The organism is Streptomyces sp. NPDC033270 (genome assembly GCF_055576575.1).
This window is the reverse complement of the sequence record NZ_JBVIRA010000020.1, coordinates 21,194-38,320: the sequence shown is the minus strand read 5'-3', so window position 1 is coordinate 38,320 and position 17,127 is coordinate 21,194. Positions and strand designations below refer to the sequence as shown.

Annotated in this window: 13 protein-coding genes; 6 read left to right on the top strand and 7 right to left on the bottom strand. The window is 73.0% G+C overall.

Going from position 1 to position 17,127, the window contains the following annotated elements; all coding sequences use genetic code 11:
• Positions 1–47 precede the first annotated feature (47 nt).
• Together ACZ5XZ_RS25615 and ACZ5XZ_RS25610 are read right to left on the bottom strand one after the other, a co-directional pair.
• Complete coding sequence (locus ACZ5XZ_RS25615; RefSeq protein WP_468981905.1) at positions 48–1,346, bottom strand: PspC domain-containing protein; 1,299 nt, start codon at positions 1,344–1,346, stop codon at positions 48–50.
• A 99-nt stretch (positions 1,347–1,445) separates the two neighbouring features.
• Complete coding sequence (locus ACZ5XZ_RS25610; protein ID WP_468982160.1) at positions 1,446–3,140, bottom strand: serine/threonine-protein kinase; 1,695 nt, start codon at positions 3,138–3,140, stop codon at positions 1,446–1,448.
• Between the two features lie 331 nt (positions 3,141–3,471).
• On the opposite strand from ACZ5XZ_RS25610, the gene ACZ5XZ_RS25605 reads away from it, so the two are divergent.
• Both ACZ5XZ_RS25605 and ACZ5XZ_RS25600 read left to right on the top strand, forming a co-directional pair.
• Entirely contained in the window at positions 3,472–4,953 is a 1,482-nt protein-coding gene (locus tag ACZ5XZ_RS25605; protein WP_468981902.1) for a PspC domain-containing protein, read from the top strand.
• A complete protein-coding gene (locus tag ACZ5XZ_RS25600) occupies positions 4,953–5,174 on the top strand; it encodes a hypothetical protein (RefSeq protein WP_468981900.1) in 222 nt (73 codons plus the stop codon). Before ACZ5XZ_RS25605 ends, ACZ5XZ_RS25600 begins: the two co-directional genes overlap by 1 nt.
• Positions 5,175–5,218: 44 nt before the next feature.
• On the opposite strand, the gene ACZ5XZ_RS25595 is transcribed toward ACZ5XZ_RS25600, so the two are convergent.
• Positions 5,219–5,764 carry a TQO small subunit DoxD gene (locus ACZ5XZ_RS25595; protein WP_468981897.1) on the bottom strand — a complete coding sequence of 182 codons (546 nt, stop codon included), beginning with the start codon at positions 5,762–5,764 and terminating at the stop codon, positions 5,219–5,221.
• Positions 5,765–6,118: 354 nt separating this feature from the next.
• Positions 6,119–7,417, bottom strand: a complete 1,299-nt coding sequence (locus tag ACZ5XZ_RS25590; RefSeq protein ID WP_468981894.1) for a hypothetical protein — start codon at positions 7,415–7,417, stop codon at positions 6,119–6,121.
• Positions 7,418–8,429: 1,012 nt separating this feature from the next.
• Between ACZ5XZ_RS25590 and ACZ5XZ_RS25585 the strand changes: the two genes are divergently transcribed.
• Positions 8,430–9,188, top strand: a complete 759-nt coding sequence (locus ACZ5XZ_RS25585; RefSeq protein WP_468981892.1) for a bestrophin-like domain — start codon at positions 8,430–8,432, stop codon at positions 9,186–9,188.
• 175 nt (positions 9,189–9,363) lie between these two features.
• Here ACZ5XZ_RS25585 and ACZ5XZ_RS25580 read toward each other — a convergent pair whose 3' ends face one another.
• Entirely contained in the window at positions 9,364–10,149 is a 786-nt protein-coding gene (locus ACZ5XZ_RS25580; RefSeq protein ID WP_468981890.1) for a class II aldolase/adducin family protein, read from the bottom strand.
• A gap of 168 nt (positions 10,150–10,317) precedes the next feature.
• Here ACZ5XZ_RS25580 and ACZ5XZ_RS25575 point away from each other — a divergent pair, with 168 nt between their 5' ends.
• Positions 10,318–10,791, top strand: a complete 474-nt coding sequence (locus tag ACZ5XZ_RS25575) for an SRPBCC family protein (RefSeq protein ID WP_468981888.1) — start codon at positions 10,318–10,320, stop codon at positions 10,789–10,791.
• A gap of 160 nt (positions 10,792–10,951) precedes the next feature.
• Here ACZ5XZ_RS25575 and guaA read toward each other — a convergent pair whose 3' ends face one another.
• Complete coding sequence (gene guaA / locus ACZ5XZ_RS25570; RefSeq protein WP_468981885.1) at positions 10,952–12,538, bottom strand: glutamine-hydrolyzing GMP synthase; 1,587 nt, start codon at positions 12,536–12,538, stop codon at positions 10,952–10,954.
• 252 nt (positions 12,539–12,790) lie between these two features.
• On the opposite strand from guaA, the gene ACZ5XZ_RS25565 reads away from it, so the two are divergent.
• On the top strand, positions 12,791–13,096 hold the full coding sequence (locus tag ACZ5XZ_RS25565) for a chorismate mutase (RefSeq protein ID WP_468981882.1): 306 nt from the start codon (positions 12,791–12,793) through the stop codon (positions 13,094–13,096).
• 987 nt (positions 13,097–14,083) lie between these two features.
• Positions 14,084–15,148, top strand: a complete 1,065-nt coding sequence (locus tag ACZ5XZ_RS25560; protein WP_468981879.1) for an LAETG motif-containing sortase-dependent surface protein — start codon at positions 14,084–14,086, stop codon at positions 15,146–15,148.
• Positions 15,149–15,234: 86 nt separating this feature from the next.
• Here the strand turns inward: ACZ5XZ_RS25560 and ACZ5XZ_RS25555 are convergent, their stop codons facing one another.
• Entirely contained in the window at positions 15,235–17,052 is a 1,818-nt protein-coding gene (locus tag ACZ5XZ_RS25555; RefSeq protein ID WP_468981878.1) for a GMC oxidoreductase, read from the bottom strand.
• Between the last annotated feature and the right edge of the window lie 75 nt (positions 17,053–17,127).

Sequence of the window (17,127 nt, the reverse complement as noted above, 5' to 3'; positions counted from 1 at the left end):
CTCCGCCGGCGGCCGGCTGGGCCCCCGGCGCGGCTCGGTCGTCCCCGTCATCCCTCACGCTCCGCCGCGGCGCGCTCCATCTCCAGCTCGACGACCGTGCCACCCTCGGGGGCGGCGCGCAGCCGGGCCGTGCCGCCGTTGCGCTCCATCCGGCCGATGATGGACCCCCGCACGCCCATGCGGTCGGCGGGGACCGCGTCCAGATCGAAGCCGGGGCCGCGGTCGCGCACCGAGACGAAGACCGTACGGCCCTCGACCTCGGCGAACACCTGCACCGCACCGCCCTCGCCGCCGTACTTGGCGGCGTTGACCATCGCCTCGCGTGCGGCCTGCATCTGGGCGTCCAGCGCGTCGTCCAGCGGGCAGTCGCCGACGACCACGACCTCGATGGGGACGCCGTGGTCGTCCTCCACCTCGGCGGCGGCCTTGCGGACCGCCTCCGCCAGGGTGGCCGGCTCCTCGTCCTCCTCCTTGCCGCGGCCCTCGGGTTTGTAGAGCCAGGCGCGCAGTTCGCGCTCCTGGGCGCGGGCCAGGCGCGCCACCTCCCTGGGGTCGTCGGCGTTGCGCTGGATCAGGGTGAGGGTGTGCAGGACGGAGTCATGGACATGGGCGGCCACCTCGGCACGCTCCTGGGCGCGGATCCGCATCAGCCGCTCCTCGGAGAGCTCCTGCATCATCCGTACGAGATAGGGGCCCGCCAGCAGCGCGATGCCGACGACGACGGCGAGCGCCGCCTGCAGCACCGAGCCCAGATGCCGCACCGAGCCCTGCAGCACGACGATGCCCGTCACCCCGACGCAGACCAGCAGCACTCCGGCCGCGCCGCGCAGCACCGGCAGCAGGGCCTTGCGGCGGCCGAGCTCCAGCCACTGGGCGCGGCGGGCGTTGTCCGCCTGGCGCCACACCAGGGCGACACCGGCGCCGATCAGCAGCACCGGCCACAGATAGCCGTTGGCCTGGCCGAGCTGGAACCTGGAGGCGATGACGGCGGCGCCGATCAGCAGCGCGATCAGCGCGAAGACCTGGCCCTTGTCGGGCTTGTGGCGCAGCAGCCGCCGCTTCTCGTCGCCCGGGGCGTGCGGGCGGTGCTCCACTCCGCCGACGCCCAGCGGGACGAAGAACCAGAACGCGGCGTAGAGCAGGGCGCCCATGCCCTCGGCCATGAACAGCGCCACGAACACGACCCGCACCCAGGAGACCGGCAGCCCGAGATGCCCTGCCAGACCGCGCGCGACACCGCCGAGCAGCCGCCCGTCGGCGCTGCGGTAGAGCTTGCGCACGGGTGGGTCGTCGGGGTCCGGCGCCGGGGCGTAGGCCGTCTCGGCGCGGGGCGGGGCGGTGGTCATGTGCCCGATCGTCACACGCCGCGGGGGCCGCGGCATCAGGGGCGACCCTGAACCCGTCCCTGACGTTTCACCGGGCGGGTCGGGGGCGGGTCAGCTCTGCTACTCGTCCCTGCGGAAACCGTCCTTCACGGCCGAGAAGACCTTTTCGTACTTCCCCCAGTTGGCATCCGGCGCGGACACGTAGATCGCGTACTCCTTGCCGCCCTCGCGGCCGAAACCGAGGTCGATGCCGCGGTAGGTGCGGGCCCGGCCCCCGAAGGTGAACTCCCAGATCGCGGCGGGATCGCCCTGGAAGACGGTGTCCTGCATCCGCAGCCGGGAGTACACGGGGTACTGCTGCTTGAAAGCGGCCTCGACGGCCTTGAAGTGCTCCACCTGATCCGCCGAGGAGAAGTCCAGGACGCTGAGGGTGAGCCGTGCGCGCTCGGCCTCGGAGGAGTAGACGATCTGCCGGCCGCCGTCCTTGACCTCCCGCTTCCAGTCGCTGGGCACCGGGAAGCTGACGCCGAGTGCGGACTCGGTGGCCTTGCGGTAGCCGTCCGGAAGGGGCGGCGGCGGTCCGACGCTGTTGTCCGGGACGCTCGGGAGCACCGGCGCGCCCTTGTCAGCCGATTCCTTGCCGCCCGCTTCCTTGGACGGGGCGGAGTCCGCGCGGTGCAGCATGTACCAGGCCGTGCTCGCGCCACCGCCGACCGCGAGTACGCCCACGACGCTCCAGGCGACGACGCGGGCGCCACGCCGCTTTCGGGGTGCCACGCCGCCGGACAGCGACTCCGTACGGCCGTCGTCGGACCGCCCGACGAGGCCGCCGTCCGGGACGGCCACCGGGCCGGTCACGGCGCCGCCGTCACCTGCGTCCTGCCCCTCGGCCCTACGGGCCCCGGCTCGGCCGTCCGAAGGGGCCGCACCGCCGGTGGGCCGCACCGGACGTGTCGGTGCCTCCGTCCGCGGGTCCGGCGCGGCCCGCTCCGCGTCCTCGCGGCCGACCGTCCCCAGGGCGAGTGTCGGCCAGCCCATCAGGGCCGTCTCCGCGTCGCCCTCGGCCGCCCGCAGCGCCTGTTCGACGACCTCGGCCGTCGGCCGGTCCGTCGGCTCCTTGGCGAGCAGCGCCTCGATCAGCGGGGTCAGCGGGCCGCCGTTGCGCGGCGGTTCGAACGGGTCCATGGCGATCGCGTACGCCGTCTCGACCGCGGTGTTCTTCCGGAACGGGGGCCGTCCCTCGACCGCCTGATAGAGCGTCGCCCCCAGCGCCCACAGGTCCGAGGCGGGGCCCGGTGTGCCGCCCTTGACCCGCTCGGGCGCCAAGTAGTCGATGGAGCCGACCAGCTCGCCGGTCTTGGTGAGCGTCGAGGTGCCGGTGGCGACCGCGATACCGAAGTCGGTGAGCACGACCCGGCCGTCTTCACCGAGCAGCACGTTGCCCGGCTTGACGTCACGGTGCAGCACACCGGCGGAGTGTGCGGCACGCAGCGCCGCGATCATGCCGCGGCCGATCCGCGCGACCTCGCGCGGGGTGACCGAACCCCCTTCCCGGGCGGCCTCCTTGATGGCGTCGCCCAGCGTGGTGGAGGGGACGTACTCCATGACGATGCAGGGCAGGCCGGCGTCGTCCACGACGTCGTGCACCCCCACCACGTTGGGGTGGTTGATGCGGGCCGCGGCCTGCGCCTCCCGGGTGGTGCGTTCATGGCGGGTCGCCAGTTCGTCGGGCTCCAACTGCGGCGAGACGTGCAGACGCTTGACCGCGACCTGGCGCCCGAGGACTTCGTCCCGGGCCCGCCAGACGGTGCCCATACCGCCCTGGCCTATCCGTTCAACCAGGCGATATCGCCCGGCGACCAGTCGCCCCTCGTCCACCGACGCCGCCTCCGCCACCGCACGCCCCTCCGGAAACCCGTACGTATCCAGGGCGCAACGATAGTCTCCGACGTCGGCGAACAGCCCTCCGGCCACCGCGCGTCCGCCGCTGTCCTCCGTCCGGGGCCGGGCGCCCGTGGCATATGCGAACCCGCGAGGGGTTTCGGGACCCCCCTGGGGCATGTCGGGGGTGCCGGCGGCGGATCTCAGGGATCCGCCAGGGTTCCCACGGATGCCGGAGCCGCGGCGATCTTGTCACCATGGCTCCATGAACGAAGCAGCCCCCGCCGCGGAGCCGGCACCCTCCGGCCCCGTCGACCCCACCCCGCCGGCCGCCCCACTGCGCCGCAGTCGGCGGCACAAGGTCATCGGCGGCGTGTGCGCGGGGCTGGGGCGGCAGTGGGATCTCGACCCGGTGATCTTCCGGATCGTGCTCGCCGTGCTCGCCGTCGGCGGCCTCGGGCTGATCGCCTACGGCTTCGCCTGGCTGCTCGTCCCCCTCGACGGCGAGGAGGAGAACGAGGGCCGCCGGCTGCTCTCCGGCCGTGTCGAGGGCTCGGCTCTCACGGCCCTGCTCTGCGCACTGGTCGGCTGCGGGCTGTTTCTGACGACCCTCGCCAAGGGCAGCATGATGTCCTTCGCCATCATGCTGACGCTGGCGGTGGCCGGCTCCGCCTACTGGTCCAAGCGGCGCCGCCAGGCGCAGGCCCAGGGCCCGGAGTCGATGGACGCCGCCACGGCTCAAGCGGTCGCCGACGCCCCGCCGGAGACCACCGCGCCCCCCGCGCCGACCAGTCCCTCGTGGTGGCGCGCCCCGCACGCCAAGGACACGGCCGGCCAGGGCTATCTGTGGGGCCCCGAGCACACCCCCCTCCCCCTCGACATCAGCTACCGAAGTGAGCACGGCGCCGCCGCGCCCACCGCGCCGCACCGGCAGGGCGCCTGGTCGGGTGCGGGCCGCCCGCCCGGCCCGGCCGTGCCGCCGCACGGCGCCCACCCCATCGGCTCCCCGCGCGGGGCGCGCCGCGACGGCCGCCCGATCGGCGGCTGGACGTTCCTTCTCGCGCTGGGCGCAGGAGCCGTCACCGCCCTCTCCGTCTCCCGGCACGAGAGCCTCGCACCGTCCGTCCAGGCGGGACTGGCCGCCGCACTGGTCGTCTTCGGCCTGGGGCTCGCCCTCAGCGCCTGGCTCGGCCGCACGGGCGGCGGCACGGTGTTCCTGGTGGTCGTGACGGCCGTACTGCTGGCGGGCGCGACGGCGCTGCCCGACAACATCACCGCCGACTGGCAGCGCCGCACCTGGACCCCCACCACCCTCGCCGCCGTCCGCCCGCACTACGAAGTCGGCTCCGGCGAGGGCCGGCTGGACCTGTCGGAGCTGCCCCTCAAGGACGGCCGTACGGTCCGCACCAGCGCGGAAGTGGGCGCCGGCCGCCTCCAGGTGACGCTGCCGCAGGGCGTCACGACCCGCCTCCACATCTCGCTCGGCCTCGGCGACATCCAGCTGCCCGGCGAATCGCCCCATGACGTGGACCTCTCCGCGGGCGGCGAGGAGCGGACCCTCACCCTGCCCGCCGAAGGCCTGAAGAAGGGCGAGAAGCCGCACGGCACCCTCGACCTCGACCTCGACCTCGGGGCCGGCCAGGTCGCCATCCAACGCCCCGCCCCCACCCCCACCCAGCCGACCGCACCAACCGCGCCCACCGCCCCCGACGAGCCGACCGCCCCCACCCGCCAGGGAGCCCCCTGATGATGCGCCACCGCTTCGAGCCGGCCCGCCTGATCTCCGGCCTCACGGCCCTCACCCTCGGCACCGCCTACGGCCTCGACGCCCTCGGCATATGGCACGCGCCCGGCCCCTGGCTCTTCCTCGCCCTCCCCGCGGGCCTGCTCCTCGCCGGCATCACCGCCGCCCTCTGGGCGACGGCCCGCCGCCGCACCCGCCCCGCCGACGGGGCGGAGGCGTCCTAGGGGGTGACCGCAAAGTCCCGCCTGACCGATCGGACGGGCCGGCCCTAGCCGAACAGCTGCGCCCCGTGCCGCTTGCGGCGGTTCTCCCACGCCGCGTCCAGGGAGAACCTCGGAGTGCCGGCCAGCAGGAGGGGAAGCCAGGCCATCAGATAGGCGAGGTCGCTGCCGTAGTAGTACGGCGTGGTCGACCAGCTCACGGTGAGCCAGAGCGTCAAGGAGATCAGCGCGCCGCCGAACGCCGCCAGCCGCCCCAGCAGTCCCGCGAGCGTGCCCAGGCCCACCGCCAGTTCACCGGCGGCGATGGCGTAGCCGAAGCCCACGGGGCTCTTCTGCGCGAGCTCGACCAGCTGCGGCAGCGCCGCCGCGTCGTGGACCTGGTCCAGCAGCGCGCCGAGCGACCCCTCGCCCCCGGCCGCCAGGAACGCCGGGTCCATGAGCTTGTCCACCCCCGCGTAGAGGAAGGTGACGCCCAGAAAGACGCGCAGCGGCAGCAGCGCATGACGCGCCAGCCGCGCGCGCAGCCCGGCGCCGACCCCTTCGACACCCGCTCCTGCCAAGTCGGCACCGACCGTGCGATGTGCATGCACCATGACGTCCGCCTCTCCGTTGCCACCGGGAGCAGACGATTGTGCCCGCGCCCGCGCCTCACGGGGAGATACGTACGGATGAGCGCAAGAGGTTCAACCAACCGATGCACTTCGGGCGACGGAAACACACAGAATCGCCACGCACGGCCCCCGCACGGCCCCATACGGCCCCCGCGCGGCCCGCCACACGGCATCCGCACGACGGCTGACGGCTGACGGCTGACGGCTGACGGCTGACGGCTGACGACGACAGCCAACCCCCGAACCACCGACGGCTCACGACTCACGGCTCACGGCTCACGGCTCACGGCTCACGGCTCACGGCTCACGGCTCACGGCCGACTATGGACCCCGCCCTCAGTCCAGGACGTCGAGCGGAAAGCCGTTCGACTCCACTCCCGCCGCCGTGATCACCCGGACCTGCACCCGGCCCGGTTCCACATCGACCGGTACCGGAACCGTCAGCACCCCGTCCGTCGGGTTGGCGAAACCGCCCGGCACCGGCACCAGCGGGACCGGGACATGGACCCCGCCGATCCGCACGACGGTGCGGGCGAGCCGGTCGGGCGTCGTGGCGCCCGGGGGGACGAAGCCGGCGCCGCGGATCTCGATGTCGTCGCCAGTACGGACGGGCGCCGCGAGGTCGCCGAGCTCACGGGAGCGGACGACGGAGAGGATCACCGGACGGCCACCCGCCACCAGCTTCCCCATGAGATACGTCGCCCCGGAGAGGGCCACCAGGACCACCAGGGCCCAGGGCAGCCGCGGCAGTTGCCCGGGCCGGTCGGCCAGCCGCACCAGGGCGAGCACCGCCACCGCCGCGTTGACCAGGACGTACTGCACGTCCAGGAAGCTGCCCCGCCCCGCGTCGTCGGTCAGCAGGTCACCGGCGCGCGGCCGCTCCGCGGGGACCTTCTGCAGCCGCCCCGACCGCACTCGCGCGGCCACCACCCCGTACGCCAGCACGGCCACCCCGCATCCGAGGGCGAGCGCCGCCAGCAGCGCGCCACAGCGGTCCAGTGCCAGGCCCTGGAGCAGGCGGCGCCGCTCGCCCGGGGCCGCGGCGGCCAGGCGTACGGCCGCCGTCACCACGGCGTACAGCACCACGCCCGCCCACCCCGCGGCGACCGTCCGCGAGGTCGACAGCCGGCCGTCCTCGCCGATCAGCGGTGCCAGCGCCCCGCCGTGCGCACCGTGCCGCAGGGCCGCCAGCGTCAGCCCCAGCGCCAGGACGACGGCCGCGACCAGCCCCGCCGTACGGCCCGCCGTCCAGCTGCCGCCGATGGCGGTCAGCGCCTGCCCGAGCAGCAGGGCCACCACCGCGCTCCAGACCACCAGCAGGGTCCGCCACCGTACGGCGGCCAGCCAGCTGACCCTCTCGGCGGTGCCGCGCCTGGCCAACTCCCGTGCGGATAGGGTCAGTTCGTCGGACACCCACTGCCGGGCCGCACCGGCGGAGCGCGCGAGCCCGGACGGCACGCCGCGTCCGGCGGCGAAGTCCTCGCGCAGCGCGACGAACGCGGCGACCGCCCGCCGGTGCCCCGCACGGGCGCCGTGCGGGCATCGCCCGCAGCGGCACTCACCGCCGTCGGCGCGCTCCGCGCCACCCTCCGGCCCGCCCGCTCCGGCCGTCCTGCCCGCCGTCTCAACCGACACGTCCGCTACCGCCCCGCCGCCACTCGCCACCAACTTGCCGCATGTGAAGGGGAATTGTGCCTCATGCGATCGGGGTGGACACCAAACGTCCAGCTGGCGGCGGGGGCGGGGCGCATCGGCGCGTTGACGCCAGGCGGCGTATCCGTACAACTGACCGCCTGCCGACCGCACAAACCCGGCGCCTACCCCGTTCGGGCGAACCGGGGCACGGCGACGGCTGAGCCGCCCGCGCCCTGCGCAAGCTCTCGCCGTGTGCCAAATACACGGATCTCAGGGACCGCGCCAGGGACAGCGCCGCCGCGCCGGACGGCGCCGCGGACGAGGCCGACTCGGCGGCACCGCCCGCCGCAGGACCGGCCTCCCGGCCGCCACCCCCCTCGTCGCGTGCTCCGCCTTCCTCGCCTTCCTCTCGTTCCTCCTCCTGACCGGGCTCACCGCGCTCTTCGCGGCCGCACCACCGGCGACCGCCCATGACCGGCAGCCCCGGCGGCCCACCGGCGACAACTGCGCCTTCGCCGGGACCGCGCCACCCGTGGACGTACCGACCGGCTTTCCCATGCCGCACGGCTGGCACTTCCCGTGCACCAAGCCGACCCACCCACCGAAACCCACGCCCACACCGAAGCCCACACCCAAACCCACGACCAAACCCACAGCCAAACCCCCGCCCACCCCCCGTCAGCGCTCCCCCAGACCGGCGCCACCGCCGCCCGCGCCACCGCCGCCCACGCCGCCACCGCGGCCGACACCGTCACCGCCCCCACCGCCACCGCCCCCGCCCCGCGCCCGCCCCACTCCGCCGCCGCCCAAGGTCCATCGCAGTCCGGCGCCGTCCGCGCCCGCGCTGCCCCGCAGCTATGCGCGGGCGTCCCGCCCACCGCACGAGGGGCGCTCCATCGTGACCACGACCCTGCTGATCACGGCCCCGGCCGTGCTGGCCGGCGCCGCCCTCCGTCCCCGTTCCAGAGCCTCGTCCGGTTCCGCCGGACGCCGTTCCTCGTAGGAGGTCCCCATGTCGCAATGGCTGGTGCTGGGCATCGCCATGGCCGCGGTCTGCGGCGTCGTACTGATCATCACCGTCCTCAAGGAGCGCCGGATCGCCGAGGACGACGATCCGACCGAAACACCCGATGTGATCGAGTATCTGACGATGATGGTGGGGGTGGTGTACGCGATCGTGCTGGGCCTGGCCATCGCCGGAGTCTGGGAGGCCAGGAGCGCGGCCGAGGACACCGTACGGACCGAGGCGCAGGCCCTGCACGAGGTCAGCGCGCGGGCCCGGGCCTACCCCGGGCCGGTGCGGGACCGGATCCGCTCGGACGTCGACGCCTATGTGTCCCATGTCGTGCACAAGGAGTGGCCGGTCATGTCCGAACAGGGGCAGCTGACCCGGCACGGCACCGAGCTGCTGACGAAGGTGCGGGCCGATGTCACCGACTACCACCCGGCCAACGACTTCGAAGGGCAGTCCTACCAGCCGCTCGTCGACCAGGTCGCGGTGGCCGACGGGGCGCGTTCCGCCCGCGGGGACGCGGCCGACTCCACGCTGCCGGGGGAGGTGTGGTTCGGCCTGGTGATCGGCGGTGCCATCTCCATCGGGGTGATGTTCACCCTGCAGATCCGGCGCTCGGGGCGGGAGCTGCTGATGGCGGCGCTCTTCAGCGCGCTGATCGCCTTCCTGCTGTTCCTCGTCTGGGACTTCGACTCGCCGTTCAGCCGGGGCATCTCCGCGAGCGCCGACCCGTTCTTGGACCTCTTCCCCCATCTGTGACCGCTCCCGCTCTTCCAGCCGTTCCGCGGGGCACCGACCCGCCCCGCGGAACGGGCCGGGCCGGGCCCCAGGCGCGTCCGGCTGATCGAAGAGTTCCGGTCCAGTCACAGGTAACCGGTCCAGTCACGGGATCCGGTCCAGCCACAGCGAACCGGCCCAGCCACAGGGCTCCGGTTCAGTCGAACAGATCCGGTTCGCTGCGCACGATCTGCTGGTAGAGCGGCTGGTAGTTGATCCAGGCCACCAGGTCGTTGCCCAGCTGCTCGCGGGTGTGGACGGCGTTGTGGTGCTCGATCGGGACCGGCTTGCCGGCGGCCTTCGCGGTCAGCTGGACCTGGCACGAGCGCTCCATCGTGATGAACCACCACGCCGCCGCGTCCACCGAGTCGCCGACCGTCAGCAGCCCGTGGTTGCGCAGGATCACGGCCTTGTGCGGCCCGAGGGCGGTCGCGATCCGGCGGCCCTCCTCCTCGTCGACCACCACGCCCGTGTAGTCGTCGAAGAGCGCATGGTCCTCGTAGAAGGCGCAGACGTCCTGGGTGATCGGCTCCAGCAGCTCGCCGAGCGCGGACAGCGCCCTGCCGTACGTGGAGTGACTGTGGGCCGCGGCGACGACGTCGGGGCGGGCCTGGTGGACCTGTGAATGGATCGCGAACGCCGCCTGGTTGACGTGGTGGCGGCCCTCGACGACCTTGCCCTCGGCGTTCACCAGGATCAGGTCGCCGACCGTGATGAGCTTGAACGACATCCCGAACGGGTTGACCCAGAAGCAGTCGGTGAACTCCGGGTCGCGCGCGGTGATATGGCCCGCGACGCCCTCTTCGAATCCGAAGCGCCCGAAGAGCCGCAGCGCCGCCACGAGGCGCTCCTTGCGGTGGCGTCGTTCGGCCTCGACGGTCCCGTGCGTCGGCGGCATGGCGAAGTGCAGCTGGTCGGTGGGTATGGGGGTGGGCTCGGGCATCGCGGTTCTCCTCCTGGCACATGCGGCTCTTGGTGCGCGATGCGGAAGCTACCCTCCGGTACCGCAGGTAACCAGGGCCGCGACAGGCCCGGTTGGCGGCCGGCGGCATCATGTGGGCAGCACGTACCGCAGCATCGAGCACCGGGAACGGCACCAAAGGGGCGCGCCATGAGGGCGATATCGGTCAGCCAGGACATCAACGCCACACCGCAGCAGATCTTCGCCGTCCTCAGGGACCCGGCACGCCATGCCGAGCTGGACGGTTCGGGCATGCTGCGCGGCCGGCCCCAGGGCCCCTCGCCGCTGGGTCCCGGCGACCGGTTCAGCATGGGGATGGCGCAGGGGCGGATCGCGTACCGGTCGGTGAACGCCGTGGTGGAGTACGACCAGGACCGGCTGATCGCCTGGGAGACCTGGGGCGAGCTCCGCGGCCGCCGGCTGGTCGGCGGACAGCGCTGGCGCTACGAGCTGACGCCGCCGCAGGACGCCGCGTCCGGGGGCGCCACCCGGGTCACCCACACCTACGACTGGTCCCGCGCCCGCCTCCCCCGCCTCGTCGTCGAGCTGCCCGGCTACCCCCGGCGGATGGGCCCGGCGATGGCCAGGACACTGCAGCGGCTGGCGGCGGCCGTACGGGACTGAGCCGGCGGCCCTAGGGACGCGAGGGGGCGGGCCGGGCGGCGTCGACGTACCCCTGGGAACGACGACGCCGCCGCTCGAACGATCGAGCGACGGCGTGATCGGCGACCCCGGCGGAGATCAGCAGTGGATCACCGGGAGGTCGGAGAGGTCGGAGGGGAGGTCACTCCCACTCGATGGTGCCCGGCGGCTTGCTGGTCACGTCCAGCACCACGCGGTTGACGTCCGGGACCTCGTTGGTGATGCGGGTGGAGATGCGGGCCAGGACCTCGTAGGGCATACGCGTCCAGTCCGCGGTCATGGCGTCCTCGGAGGAGACCGGGCGCAGCACGATCGGGTGGCCGTACGTGCGGCCGTCGCCCTGGACGCCGACCGAGCGGACGTCGGCGAGCAGGACCACCGGGCACTGCCAGATCTCGCGGTCCAGGCCGGCCGCGGTCAGCTCCTCGCGGGCGATGGCGTCGGCCTCGCGCAGCAGGTCCAGGCGGTCCCTGGTGACCTCGCCGACGATGCGGATGCCGAGGCCCGGGCCGGGGAACGGCTGGCGGTGGACGATCTCGTCGGGCAGGCCGAGCTCGGTGCCGACCATCCGCACCTCGTCCTTGAACAGCTGGCGCAGCGGCTCGACGAGCTCGAACTCGATGTCGTCGGGGAGGCCGCCGACGTTGTGGTGCGACTTGATGTTGGCGGTGCCCGTGCCGCCGCCGGACTCGACGATGTCCGGGTAGAGCGTGCCCTGGACCAGGAACGCGACTTCCTCGCCCTCGGCGCCGGCCTCGGCCACCAGCTCGGCCTGGGCCTGCTCGAAGACCCGGATGAACTCCCGGCCGATGATCTTCCGCTTCTGCTCGGGGTCGCTGACCCCGGCCAGCGCGTTCAGGAAGCGCTCCTCGGCCTCGACGACCTTCAGCTGGACGCCGGTGGCGGCCACGAAGTCCTTCTCGACCTGCTCGGACTCACCCTTGCGCATCAGGCCGTGGTCGACGTAGACGCAGGTCAGCTGGTCGCCGATGGCCTTCTGGACGAGGGCGGCGGCGACCGCGGAGTCCACGCCGCCGGACAGCCCGCAGATCGCGCGCTTGGTGCCGACCTGTGCGCGGATCGCGGCGACCTGCTCCTCGACCACGCTGTGGGTGGTCCAGTTCGGCTCGATGCCCGCGCCGCGGTAGAGGAAGTGCTCCAGGACCTGCTGGCCGTGCGTGGAGTGCATGACCTCGGGGTGGTACTGGACGCCGTAGAGCCGCTTCTCGTCGTTCTCGAAGGCGGCGACCGGCACCACGTCCGTGGACGCGGTGACCGTGAAGCCCTCGGGGGCGGCGGAGCAGGCGTCGCCGTGCGACATCCACACCGACTGCTCGGCGGGGGTGCCCTCGAAGAGGGTGGAGGCGGCGCGGGAGACGGTCAGCGGGGTACGGCCGTACTCGCGGGCGCCGGTGTTGTCGACGGTGCCGCCGAGGGTGGTGGCCATGAGCTGGAAGCCGTAGCACATACCGAAGACCGGCACGCCGGCCTCGAAGAGCGCACGGTCGAGGGAGGGGGCGTCTTCGGCGTAGACCGAGGACGGGCCGCCGGAGAGGATGATCGCCTTCGGGTTCTTGGCGAGCATCTCGGCCACCGGCATGGTGGACGGCACGATCTCGCTGTAGACCCGGGCCTCACGGACACGGCGGGCGATGAGCTGGGCGTACTGTGCGCCGAAGTCGACTACGAGGACGACGTCCGGGGCAGCGGCAGGGGGCGCTGTGGGCACTTCGGCGGCCTTCCGGCGGTGTGGAGCGGGGTTGGACTTTCGATTCTAACGGGCTCATACTGAGCGCCATGTCCAAGCAGCTGACCTTCGTCTTTACCTATGGCACCGGCCCGTCCGGCTGCCATGGTCGTGCTGCTTGATCCACTGACGAGCAAACTTCCCAGGCGCCCCGGGCCGACAAGGTCCGGGGCGTCTGCGTCTGTCCGGACCGGTTGAACGGCCCCGGGGCCACTCACCCCAGGAGACACGGACATGAGCCCCCAGACCGCCGCCACCGCCCCCGCCGCCCCCGACACCGGTGCGCGCACCCCCGAGGCGGCCGGGATCATCACCGACGCCCGGCGCCGGATCGACGACCTCGACGGCCGGATCATCGGCCTCGTGCAGGAGCGCATGGCCGTCTCGGCCGTCATCCAGCGCGAGCGGATCACCTCCGGCGGGCGGCGGGTGAACCTCACCCGCGAGATGGAGATCCTCGCCCACTACCGCGACCAGCTCGGCAAGCCGGGCACGGCACTGGCGATGACCCTGCTGGAGCTGTCCCGGGGCCAGATCTGAGGCGCGCCGGGGCGGGGGCGCGCCGGGGGCCGGGCGTGCCCGCGCCGGGCGGTCCGGTGGCCGGTTCACGCCGTCGGCCCCGTGGCCGGTTCGCGCCGTCGGTCCAGGTGGCCGGTTTTGATCGGTGTTCGGTAGGTTTGGCGGGCGAGTGGAGTATGGGCGGGCGCACGGCAAGAGAGCGCGCGCCCGGCGCAGCTGCCGGATCTGAGTTCGGTTGCCGACTCACCCGTACGGCGCGTGACCGGCCGCCGCGGGGCTTCGTTGTTCCCGGTGCCACGCCAGCCAGGCGCGGCCTGCAGGACTACGCGTAGACGCCGCCCCACGGGCGGAAGACCGGAACGATGAGACATCGGCCGCTTGCCGCGGTCCGCGTCGTGGGACCTCGTTCCGGAGCCGTGGCCGGTCAGCAGGGGACAGCAGCCCGGTCACATCCGATGGGGTGGTCGGTCCTGGGGACGCCCGGGACCGACCGCATCCGGTCGAAACGGTTGCGCCAGGTGAGGCGTATCCAGGACGATGCTTGACGAACGACCTACCGCTCCCGGTACGTACGGACCTGTGCACCACCAATGGTCCGACCACCGGGGACGCGCACCATCAAGCACCACTTATGAGCCAGCGGCGCTACCCCCCCCAGCGCCGCCCGTCGGTGCCGGCGCTGCCCTGACGCCGGCACCGAAAGCCAAGGGCCCCGTGGCCGTCCGCACCCCCCTCGCGGACGGTATCCGGGGCCCTTCGCTATGCGGGGCGCGGGCAGGGCGCGCGAGTGCCGCCGGGCCGGCCGGTGCGACGGCTGTGTGTTTCCTGTGAGGCGGCTGTGAGGCATGTGATCGGCGTCACGGCGAAAATCTCGTTCAAGCGAACAACCTTTTTTGGCCATGACCGGTCATGTACGTGCAATCGCACGGCCACCCCGCGCCCCACCGCGACGGCCCGCCACCAACTTGTGCCCATCGAGGGCACTTTGGACCCCGAGAGGTCTTCTCGATGAAGCTTCGCCGTGCCTTGACGGCCGCCGCCACGACGGCTGTCATAGCCCCCGCCGCCCTGATGGCGGCCCCCGCCGCGTTCGCGACCGGTGCCGACACCGAGACCAGCGTGAGCGCCGAGCCGACACCGGGCGGCTCGGACCAGCCCGACGCCCCCACCACGCAGCCGGAGACCCCGGCCGCCGGCGAGGAGACCGCGCCGAGCGAGGACACCACGGCCGGCGACGGCACCGAGTCCGGTACGGAGACCGGCACCGGCGACGAGGTCGAGCCGACCGCCCCGGCCAGCCCGAGCGGCGACACCAAGCCCACCGGCTCCCCCGAGCCGTCCACCTCGGCCAAGCCCACCGCCAAGCCGACCGAGGACCCCGACGAGGACCCGACCTGCGCCAAGCAGTCGGAGGAGACCGCGATCAGCACCGAGCTGCGCGGCCTGCCCAGCAAGGTCGTGGCCGGCTCCGGCTGGAAGAACTTCACCTTCCGGGCCACCAACACCTCCGACAAGGCGATGAAGTCGGTCGACGCGTATGTCGCGCTGGGCGCCATCAGCACCGACACCATCGACGACGTCTCCAAGCTGCTGACCGTGCAGTGGTACGACGAGGACTCCCGCACCTGGGAGTCCATCACCGACGAGGACGGCTACTTCGCCTCCGTCGAGGGCCTGAAGCCCGGTGAGTACGCCGACGCCAAGCTGCGCCTGAAGGTCGACGCCAAGACCCCGGGCAGCTACGGCTTCGCGTTCACCATCGGCGCGTACCACAACGAGGACGACGTCTGCGGCTTCTCGGACGTCTCGCAGTACGACTTCGACGTCCTGGTCGCGGGCAGCAAGCCGGGCAGCGTGCCGCCGGCCAAGAGCAAGCCGGGCAAGCACAAGGGCAACAAGCCCGCCCCGCAGGGCGACCTGAAGGACCTCCCGGTCACCGGCAAGCTCGCCGAGACCGGCTCCTCCTCCGCCCTGCCGACCATCGCCCTGATCGGCGGGGTCGCCATGGCCATCGGCGCGGGCGCGGTCTTCGCCGTCCGCCGTCGCAAGACCTCCGGCGCCGCGGCCGCGTAAGCAGCGGCGGTAGCGGACGCGAGGGGCCGCACCCGGCGATCGGGTGCGGCCCCTCGTCGTCGGCGACGCCGATTTACGTCAGGGACCTACTTCTTCGGCGGCACCGTGGGCACGGCCAGGAACGGCAGGTCCAGCGCGCCGAAGGCCTTGGCGGGGACGGCGGGGCGGACCGGCTCGACGGGGGCCAGCCGCTGGTAGGCCCGGCCCGGCGCGGGGCGCGGGTCCGCCTCGCCCTTGTTGGGCCACAGGGACATCGCGCGTTCGGCCTGCGCGGTGATGGTCAGGGACGGATTGACGCCGAGGTTGGCGGAGACCGCCGCGCCGTCGACGACCGAGATGCCCGGATGGCCGTAGAGGCGGTGGTAGGGGTCGATGACGCCGGAGTCCGCCGAGTCGCCGATCGGGCAGCCGCCGAGGAAGTGCGCGGTGAGCGGGGTGCCCATCAGCTCCCCGACGTTGGAGCCCGCGAAGCCGTTGATCTCCTCGGCCAGCAGCGTCGCGGCCCGGGTGGCCTCGGGTATCTGGTTCGGGTTCGGGGCGCCGTGGCCCTGGCGCGCGGTGAGCAGGCCCTTGCCCAGGCCCTTCGGCTTCCGGTACGTCGTCAGGGAGTTGTCCAGGGACTGCATCACCAGGCCGATGATGGTCCGCTCCGACCAGCGGCGGTTGGACAGCGAGCGCAGTGCGAGGACGGGGTGGCGGGCCATGTTGCCCAGCCAGCCCGCGACCCGCCCGGCGGGCCGGTAGGGGACCTGGAGGATCGTCAGTCCCCCCATCGCGTTGGAGCCCTTGCCGTAGCGGACCGGCTCGATGTGGGTGTGGTCGTCGGGGTGGATCGACGAGGTGATCGCCACGCCCCTGGTGAAGTCGGCCTTCGCCGCGCCGTGCCGCCGCCGGTAGCGGCGGTCGTCGGTCTGCGCGCCCACCAGCGCCTCGGAGTTGGTGCGGGTGAGCGCGCCGAGCCGGCCGGAGAGGTACGGCAGCAGCCCGCTGTCCTTCATGCGGTGCAGCAGGGTCTGCGTGCCGTAGGTGCCGGCCGCGAGGACGACCCGGCGGGCCGTGAACGTCCGCGCCGTGCCTTTCTTCTTGTTGTCCGTCGGCAGCGTCTTGACGGCGAAGCCGCCACGGGAGTCCTCGGTGACGGCGACGACCGAGGTCATCGGGTGGATGACGGCCCCGGCCCGCTCGGCGAGGTAGAGGTAGTTCTCGTTGAGGGTGTTCTTCGCGCCGTGCCGGCAGCCCGTCATGCACTCGCCGCACTCGGTGCACGCCCTGCGGGAGGGCCCGGCGCCGCCGAAGTAGGGGTCGGCGACCTCCGCGCCGGGCTCGGCCCTCGCCTCCCCCGTCGCGTCGTGGCCGTCCCCGAAGAACACCCCGACCGGCGCCATGTGGAAGGAGTCGCCGACGCCCATCGCCTGCGCGGTCGCCTTCAGATGGACGTCGGACGGCGTCATCGTCGGGTTGAGCCGCACGCCCAGCATCCGCTGGGCCTGGTCGTAGTACGGCTTCAGCTCCGCCTGCCAGTCGGTGATGCCCTTCCACTGGGGGTCGTCGAAGAACGCCTTCGGCGGGACGTAGAGGGTGTTGGCGTAGTTGAGCGAACCGCCGCCGACCCCCGCGCCCGCCAGGACCATCACCTTGCCCAGGAGGTGGATGCGCTGGATGCCGTACAGGCCGAGCGCCGGGGCCCACAGGTACTTCTTCAGGTCCCAGGAGTTCTTCGGGAGCGTCTCGCGGGTGAAGCGGCGGCCGGCCTCCAGGACGCCGACCCGGTAGCCCTTCTCGGTCAGCCGCAGGGCCGACACCGAACCGCCGAAGCCGGAGCCGACGACGAGCACGTCGTAGTCGTAGCCGTCGGACGCCTCGGACGCCTTGCTCTCGTTCCGGGCAGAGTTCTCCTGGGGCACTGGCTCTCCCTGCTGGTTCGATGGGGTACCTCCCGGCCGAGCGGAGCCGAGAGTGGGGGAGGGTGGCTGGGCTAC

Bases quoted from the DNA above. Each gene is read 5' to 3' on its own strand.
- ACZ5XZ_RS25585 (WP_468981892.1), top strand. From the start codon at position 8,430: ATGTCGCAATGGCTGGTGCTGGGCATCGCCATGGCCGCGGTCTGCGGC.
- ACZ5XZ_RS25580 (WP_468981890.1), bottom strand. From the start codon at position 10,149: ATGCCCGAGCCCACCCCCATACCCACCGACCAGCTGCACTTCGCCATG.
- ACZ5XZ_RS25565 (WP_468981882.1), top strand. From the start codon at position 12,791: ATGAGCCCCCAGACCGCCGCCACCGCCCCCGCCGCCCCCGACACCGGT.
- ACZ5XZ_RS25560 (WP_468981879.1), top strand. From the start codon at position 14,084: ATGAAGCTTCGCCGTGCCTTGACGGCCGCCGCCACGACGGCTGTCATA.
- ACZ5XZ_RS25615 (WP_468981905.1), bottom strand. From the start codon at position 1,346: ATGACCACCGCCCCGCCCCGCGCCGAGACGGCCTACGCCCCGGCGCCG.
- ACZ5XZ_RS25600 (WP_468981900.1), top strand. From the start codon at position 4,953: ATGATGCGCCACCGCTTCGAGCCGGCCCGCCTGATCTCCGGCCTCACG.
- ACZ5XZ_RS25575 (WP_468981888.1), top strand. From the start codon at position 10,318: ATGAGGGCGATATCGGTCAGCCAGGACATCAACGCCACACCGCAGCAG.
- ACZ5XZ_RS25595 (WP_468981897.1), bottom strand. From the start codon at position 5,764: ATGGTGCATGCACATCGCACGGTCGGTGCCGACTTGGCAGGAGCGGGT.
- ACZ5XZ_RS25610 (WP_468982160.1), bottom strand. From the start codon at position 3,140: ATGGGCACCGTCTGGCGGGCCCGGGACGAAGTCCTCGGGCGCCAGGTC.
- ACZ5XZ_RS25605 (WP_468981902.1), top strand. From the start codon at position 3,472: ATGAACGAAGCAGCCCCCGCCGCGGAGCCGGCACCCTCCGGCCCCGTC.